This is a genomic window from Pseudomonas sp., from assembly GCF_050739655.1.
Lineage (GTDB): Bacteria > Pseudomonadota > Gammaproteobacteria > Pseudomonadales > Pseudomonadaceae > Aquipseudomonas.
Genome location: NZ_JBOIBY010000500.1, coordinates 1 through 7,053, shown reverse-complemented (window position 1 = coordinate 7,053; position 7,053 = coordinate 1). Strand labels below are relative to the sequence as shown.

The 7,053-nt window shown below is 60.0% G+C and carries 5 protein-coding genes; 4 read left to right on the top strand and 1 reads right to left on the bottom strand.

What is annotated here, in order from left to right:
• The 4 genes from xdhA to guaD all read left to right on the top strand — a co-directional run.
• The coding region (gene xdhA / locus ACRESJ_RS23810) for a xanthine dehydrogenase small subunit (RefSeq protein WP_431760096.1) at nt 1–1,451 on the top strand (1,451 nt) is incomplete at its 5' end.
• Entirely contained in the window at nt 1,444–3,843 is a 2,400-nt protein-coding gene (xdhB, locus tag ACRESJ_RS23805) for a xanthine dehydrogenase molybdopterin binding subunit (protein WP_431760095.1), read from the top strand. The genes xdhA and xdhB, both read left to right, overlap by 8 nt.
• A gap of 140 nt (nt 3,844–3,983) precedes the next feature.
• Entirely contained in the window at nt 3,984–4,841 is an 858-nt protein-coding gene (xdhC, locus tag ACRESJ_RS23800) for a xanthine dehydrogenase accessory protein XdhC (protein ID WP_431760094.1), read from the top strand.
• Nucleotides 4,842–4,865: 24 nt separating this feature from the next.
• A complete protein-coding gene (gene guaD / locus ACRESJ_RS23795; RefSeq protein ID WP_431760093.1) occupies nt 4,866–6,170 on the top strand; it encodes a guanine deaminase in 1,305 nt (434 codons plus the stop codon).
• Nucleotides 6,171–6,352: 182 nt separating this feature from the next.
• Here the strand turns inward: guaD and ACRESJ_RS23790 are convergent.
• The coding region (locus ACRESJ_RS23790; protein ID WP_431760092.1) for a GntR family transcriptional regulator at nt 6,353–7,053 on the bottom strand (701 nt) is incomplete at its 5' end.

Here is a 7,053-nt window from a genome sequence, read left to right as displayed (position 1 = left end):
TCCAGTTTTTACTAAACCAGGAACTCCGTAGCGAGCACGCCCTGGACCCGAACCTGACCGTGCTCAATTATCTGCGCGACCATGTGGGCAAACCCGGCACCAAAGAAGGCTGCGCCAGCGGTGACTGTGGCGCGTGCACCGTGGTGGTCGGCGAATTGCAGACTGATGACGATGGCCGCGAACACATTCGCTATCGCAGCCTCAACTCGTGCCTGACGTTCGTTTCGTCCTTGCACGGCAAACAACTGATCAGCGTCGAAGACCTCAAGCACAAGGGTGAGTTGCACAGCGTGCAGAAGGCCATGGTCGAATGCCACGGTTCGCAGTGCGGCTTCTGTACACCTGGCTTCGTCATGTCGCTGTTCGCCCTGCAAAAGAACAGCGATCAGCCCGACTCCCACAAAGCCCACGAGGCGCTGGCCGGCAATCTGTGCCGCTGCACCGGCTACCGGCCGATCCTGGAAGCGGCCCAGCAATCCTGCGGTGGCAAGCAACCGGACCAGTTCGATGCCCGTGAAGCCGAGACCATTGCGCGACTGAAAGCCATCGCACCCACCGACATTGCTGAACTCAACAGCGGCGATAAACGCTGCCTGGTGCCGCTGACCGTGGCCGATCTGGCCGACCTGTACGACGCTTATCCACAGGCTCGCCTGCTGGCCGGTGGTACGGATCTGGCGCTGGAAGTCACCCAGTTCCACCGCACCCTGCCGGTCATGATCTATGTCGGCAACGTCGCCGAAATGAAACGCATCGAGCGTTTCGATGATCGTCTGGAAATCGGTGCTGCTACCGCCCTCTCAGACTGCTACGACGCCCTGGAGGCCGAATACCCGGACTTCGGCGAACTGCTGCAACGTTTCGCATCCTTGCAGATCCGCAACCAGGGCACCTTGGGCGGCAACATCGGCAACGCATCGCCGATCGGTGACTCGCCACCGCTGCTGATCGCCCTCGGCGCACAAATCGTGCTGTGCAAGGGCGAAACCCGCCGCACCATGGCTTTGGAAGACTACTTCATCGATTACCGCGTGACCGCGCGTCAGGAAAGCGAGTTCATCGAGAAGATCATCGTGCCGCGCGCCAGTGCCGAGCAGTTGTTCCGCGCCTATAAGGTCTCCAAGCGTCTGGACGATGACATCTCTGCTGTGTGCGCAGCGTTCAATATCCGCCTCGACAATGGCGTGATCGCCGACGCCCGCGTGGCATTCGGTGGCATGGCGGCCATTCCAAAACGCGCCAACAGCTGCGAAACCGCGTTGATCGGCTCGCCTTTCAACAGTGCCACCGTTGAACGTGCCTGCGCCGCTCTGGCCGAAGACTTCACGCCGCTCTCGGACTTCCGTGCCAGCAAGGAATATCGTCTGCTCAGCGCGCAGAACCTGTTGCGTAAGTACTTCATCGAACTGCAAACACCGCACATCGAGACTCGGGTGACCGCTTATGTCTAATCATCACGCCGTAGAGAAGACCCAGGCCGAACTGGCTGAACTGTTCGCCAAGGACCTGACCACCGGTGTCGGCCGTAGCGTCAAGCACGACAGCGCCGCCAAGCATGTGTCCGGTGAAGCGCAGTACATCGACGATCGCCTGGAATTTCCTAATCAGCTGCACGTATACGCCCGCCTGTCGGACCGTGCCCACGCAAAAATCATCAGCATCGACACCAAGCCCTGCTACGCCTTTGAAGGCGTGCGCATCGCCATTACCCACGAAGACGTACCGGGCCTGAAAGACATCGGTCCATTGCTGCCAGGCGATCCGCTACTGGCGATCGATGATGTCCAGTTCGTTGGCCAACCGGTGCTCGCCGTCGCGGCGAAGGACCTGGAAACCGCACGCAAGGCGGCAATGGCCGCGATCATCGAATACGAAGACCTCGAACCGGTTCTGGACGTGGTCGAAGCCCTGCGTAAACGTCATTTTGTGCTCGATAGCCACACCCATCAGCGCGGCGATTCGGCGGGCGCCTTGGCCACCGCCGAGCACCGCATCCAGGGCACGCTGCACATCGGCGGCCAGGAACACTTTTATCTGGAAACCCAGATCTCTTCGGTGATGCCAACCGAAGATGGCGGCATGATCGTTTACTGCTCCACGCAAAACCCCACCGAAGTGCAAAAACTGGTGGCCGAAGTGTTGGACGTGTCGATGAACAAAATCGTCGTCGACATGCGCCGTATGGGTGGCGGTTTCGGTGGCAAGGAAACTCAGGCTGCGAGCCCGGCGTGCCTGTGCGCGGTGATTGCGCACCTGACGGGCCAACCGACCAAGATGCGCCTGCCTCGCGTCGAAGACATGTTGATGACCGGCAAGCGTCACCCGTTCTATGTCGAATATGACGTCGGTTTCGACAGCACCGGCCGCCTGCACGGGATTGCGCTGGAACTGGCGGGCAACTGTGGCTGTTCGCCGGACTTGTCGGCCTCGATTGTCGACCGTGCAATGTTCCACTCCGACAACTCGTATTACCTGGGCGATGCGACCATCAACGGTCACCGCTGCAAGACCAACACCGCGTCGAACACCGCTTATCGTGGATTCGGTGGACCGCAAGGCATGGTCGCCATCGAAGAAGTGATGGACGCCATCGCCCGTAATCTGGCCCTCGACCCGCTGGCGGTGCGCAAGGCCAACTACTACGGCAAGACTGAGCGTAACGTCACCCACTACTACCAGACCGTCGAGCACAACATGCTCGAAGAGATGACCGCGGAACTTGAAGAAAGCAGCCAGTACTTTGAGCGCCGCGAAGCGATCCGTCGCTACAACGCCAACAGCCCGATCCTGAAAAAAGGCCTGGCGCTGACGCCGGTGAAATTCGGTATTTCATTCACCGCCAGCTTCCTCAACCAGGCCGGCGCGCTGGTGCACGTCTACACCGACGGCAGCATCCACCTGAACCATGGCGGCACCGAAATGGGCCAGGGCCTCAATACCAAGGTCGCGCAGGTCGTGGCCGAAGTGTTCCAGGTGGAAATGGACCGCGTGCAGATCACCGCGACCAACACCGACAAAGTACCGAACACCTCGCCAACCGCCGCCTCCAGCGGTGCCGACCTCAATGGTAAAGCCGCGCAGAACGCCGCTGAAATCATCAAGCAACGCCTGGTGGAATTTGCCGCACGGCAATACAAGGTCAGCGAAGAAGACGTGGTTTTCCACAATGGCCATGTGCGGGTTCGCGATCACATCCTTACCTTCGAAGCGCTGATCCAGCAGGCGTATTTCGCCCAGGTGTCGCTGTCGAGCACCGGCTTCTACAAGACTCCGAAAATTTACTACGACCGCAGCCAGGCCCGTGGCCGTCCGTTCTACTACTTCGCCTTCGGTGCGGCGTGCTGCGAGGTGCTGGTCGACACTTTGACCGGCGAATACAAAATGCTGCGCACCGACATCCTCCACGACGTTGGCGCCTCGCTGAACCCGGCGATCGACATCGGTCAGGTCGAGGGCGGTTTCATCCAGGGCATGGGTTGGCTGACCATGGAAGAGCTGGTGTGGAACAACAAAGGCAAGCTGATGACCAACGGCCCGGCCAGCTACAAGATCCCGGCCGTGGCGGACATGCCGCTGGACCTGCGGGTGAAGCTGGTGGAAAACCGCAAGAACCCGGAAGACACGGTGTTCCACTCCAAGGCTGTGGGTGAGCCGCCGTTCATGCTCGGCATTGCTGCGTGGTGTGCGATCAAAGATGCGGTGGCCAGCCTCGGCGACTACAAACATCAACCGAAGATCGATGCACCGGCGACTCCGGAGCGGGTGTTGTGGGGTTGTGAGCAGATGCGGCAGTTGAAGGCGGTGAAGGCCGTTGAGACTGAAACCGAGTTGGCTCCTCTCTAGACCGAGGCGTCCCCATCGCTGGCAAGCCAGCTCCCACAGTGTTTTGTGGTGTCCACAAAATTTGGATTACACGTAAATCCTGTGGGAGCTGGCTTGCCAGCGATGAGGCCCGAACAGACAACACAGATGTCGAGGTGAACATGTACAACTGGATCGACGCCCTCGCCGACCTGCAAAACCGGGGTGAGCCCTGCGTGTTGGTGACCATCATCGAGGAGCTCGGCTCGACCCCGCGCAATGCCGGCTCGAAGATGGTCATCAGTGCAAAACAGACTTTCGACACCATCGGTGGCGGGCATCTGGAATACAAGGCCATGCAGATCGCTCGCGACATGCTCGCCAGCGGCAAGCAGGACACCCATCTGGAGCGCTTCAGCCTCGGCGCCAGCCTTGGCCAGTGCTGTGGCGGTGCGACCGTCTTGCTGTTCGAACCGATGGGCCAGGTCCAGGCGCAGATCGCCGTATTCGGCGCCGGTCACGTTGGCCGCGCGCTGGTGCCACTGCTGGCCAGCCTGCCTTGCCGGGTGCGCTGGATCGATTCGCGGGAAGACGAGTTTCCCGAGCAAATCCCCCATGGCGTACGCAAAATCGTGTCCGAAGAACCTGTGGATGAAATCGATGACCTGCCCGCCGGCAGCTACTGCATCGTCATGACCCACAACCACCAACTCGACCTCGAACTCACCGCCGCGATTCTCAAGCGCAACGACTTCGCCTACTTCGGCCTGATCGGCTCGAAGACCAAGCGGGTGAAGTTCGAACATCGCCTGCGCGACCGCGGTTTCGACAGCGGCGTGGTGCAACGCATGCGTTGCCCGATGGGCATCGGCGAAGTTAAAGGCAAATTGCCTGTGGAAATCGCCATCTCCATCGCCGGCGAAATCATCGCCACCTATAACGCGAATTTCGGCCAGCAAACGTCCAGCGCCGAACCGATTGCCAAGCTGCTGCCCGTTTCACGCCGCAGCCAGGCCACGAATTTGAAAGCTTCGAACTGACAAATTTAAAAATAGAGAACGATCATGCCTTTGACTCGCAAAGCCTACCGCGCCGCCATTTTGCACAGCATCGCCGACCCCGCCGAAGTGGGCATCGAAGCCTCGTACGAGTATTTCGAAGACGGCTTGCTGGTGGTCGATAACGGCAAAATCAGCGCCCTCGGCCACGCCAGCGAATTGCTGCCGAGCCTGCCGGCGGACATCGAAATCACCCACTATCAGGATTCGCTGATCACCCCCGGCTTCATCGACACCCACATTCACCTGCCGCAAACCGGCATGGTCGGCGCCTACGGCGAGCAACTGCTGGACTGGCTCAACACCTACACCTTCCCCTGCGAAAGCCAGTTTGCCGACAAGGCCCATGCCGATGATGTCGCGGATATTTTCATCAAGGAACTGCTGCGCAACGGCACCACCACCGCACTGGTGTTCGGTAGCGTGCATCCGCAATCGGTGAACTCGTTCTTCGAGGCCGCCGAACAGCTGGACCTGCGGATGATCGCCGGCAAGGTGATGATGGACCGCAACGCCCCGGACTACCTGACCGACACCGCCGAATCCAGCTACCTCGAAAGCAAGACGCTGATCGAACGCTGGCACGGCAAGGGCCGTCTGCACTACGCAGTCACCCCGCGCTTCGCCCCGACCAGCACCCCGGAGCAACTGACCCTCGCCGGCCAGTTGCTCACTGAATACCCTGATCTGTACATGCAGACCCACATCAGCGAAAACCTCAAGGAAATCGAGTGGGTCAAGGAGCTGTTCCCGGAACGCAAGGGCTACCTCGACGTTTACGATCACTACCAGTTGCTGGGCGAGCGCTCGGTGTTCGCCCATGGCGTGCATCTGTGCGATGCCGAGTGCGCGCGACTGGCCGAAACCGGCTCGGCGATTTCCTTCTGCCCTACTTCGAACTTCTTCCTCGGCAGCGGCCTGTTCAACCTGCCAATGGCCGAGAAGCACAAACTGAACGTCGGCATCGGCACCGACGTGGGTGGCGGCACCAGCTTCTCGCTGCTGCAAACTCTTAATGAGGCGTACAAGGTCATGCAGCTGCAAGGCGCCCGCCTGAGCCCGTTCAAGTCGCTGTACCTGGCCACCCTCGGCGGCGCCCGGGCACTGCGCCTGGAAGACAAGATCGGCAACCTGCAACCGGGCACCGATGCCGACTTCCTGGTGCTGGACTACAACGCCACGCCGCTGTTGAGCTATCGCTTGAAGCAGGCCAATAACATTGCCGAGACATTGTTTGTGTTGATGACTTTGGGCGATGACCGGACGGTGTTGCAGACCTATGCGGCAGGGAACCTGGTGCATCAGCGATAAGGTTTCGCAGGCATAAAAAAATCCCCCGGTACTTTTCAGTCCGGGGGATTTTTTGTGCCTGTCAGACCGTCATCGCGGGCAAGCCCGCTCCCACAGGATTTGCGGTGGAGCGCAAATCCTGTGAACCCCACAAATCACTGTGGGAGCGGGCTTGCCCGCGATTGGCGCGACGCGGTTTCGGATCAGATCTTGGCCGGCGAACGCCCTGGCTTCTTGGTATGCAACAAATGCGAGAACACCGCATGCAAATCATCCGACGCGCTTTCTTCGTCGAGGTTGAGTTTGCTGTCGATGTGATCCATGTGATGCATCATCAGGTTCACCGCCAGCTCAGCGTCGCGCTTTTCGATGGCGTCGATCAACTGGGTGTGCTCGTCGTAGGAGCAGTGGGAACGGTTGCCGCTTTCATATTGGGCGATGATCAACGAAGTCTGGGACACCAGGCTGCGTTGAAAACTGATCAACGGAGCATTTTTTGCCGCTTCGGCCAGTTTCAGGTGAAACTCGCCCGACAAACGGATGCCGGCACCACGATCGCCACGGGAGAAGCTGTCGCGCTCGTCGTTGACCATCTGCCGCAGTTCGGCGATTTGCTCGGCAGTCGCATGCTGAACGGCCAGCTCGGTGATCGCTCGCTCCACCAGACGCCGGGCCATGAACACCTGGCGCGCTTCTTCGACACTTGGGCTTGCAACCACGGCGCCACGGTTGGGCCGCAGCAGCACCACGCTTTCATGGGCCAGGCGCGACAGCGCACGGCGAATGATGGTGCGGCTGACCCCGAAAATTTCCCCCAGCGCTTCTTCGCTCAACTTGGTGCCGGGCGCCAGACGCTGTTCGAGGATGGCCTCGAAGATATGCGCGTAGACAATATCGTCCTGGG